The organism is Janthinobacterium aquaticum, assembly GCF_009208565.1.
Taxonomy (GTDB): Bacteria; Pseudomonadota; Gammaproteobacteria; order Burkholderiales; family Burkholderiaceae_D; genus Janthinobacterium.
Map to the genome: position 1 here is coordinate 1 of NZ_WFLK01000051.1, position 290 is coordinate 290.

Genomic DNA, 290 nt, shown 5'->3' on the forward strand with positions numbered 1-290 from the left:
TGGACGCTAGTCCAGCCAACCCTGCCAGTATCTGTAGCCTGTAATACCCTTGGGGGATTAGCTCAGCTGGGAGAGCACCTGCTTTGCAAGCAGGGGGTCGTCGGTTCGATCCCGTCATCCTCCACCAAAAAGCTCAAACGTAAGTCGTCAGATTTAGGTTTGGTCTTTTAGAGATCATTGCTGTTTCGTTCTTTAACAATCTGGAAGAAGTAAAGATTATTTATGATCGGTTTATCGTAAAAGATAGATCGATGGGTAATGATTGTATGTATCAACAAACAAGCAACAAC

Annotated in this window: 1 tRNA gene; it reads left to right on the forward strand. The window is 44.1% G+C overall.

Annotated features, from left to right (window positions below):
- Nucleotides 1-51 precede the first annotated feature (51 nt).
- Nucleotides 52-127: transfer RNA gene (locus GCM43_RS25585), tRNA-Ala, on the forward strand.
- Nucleotides 128-290 lie beyond the last annotated feature (163 nt).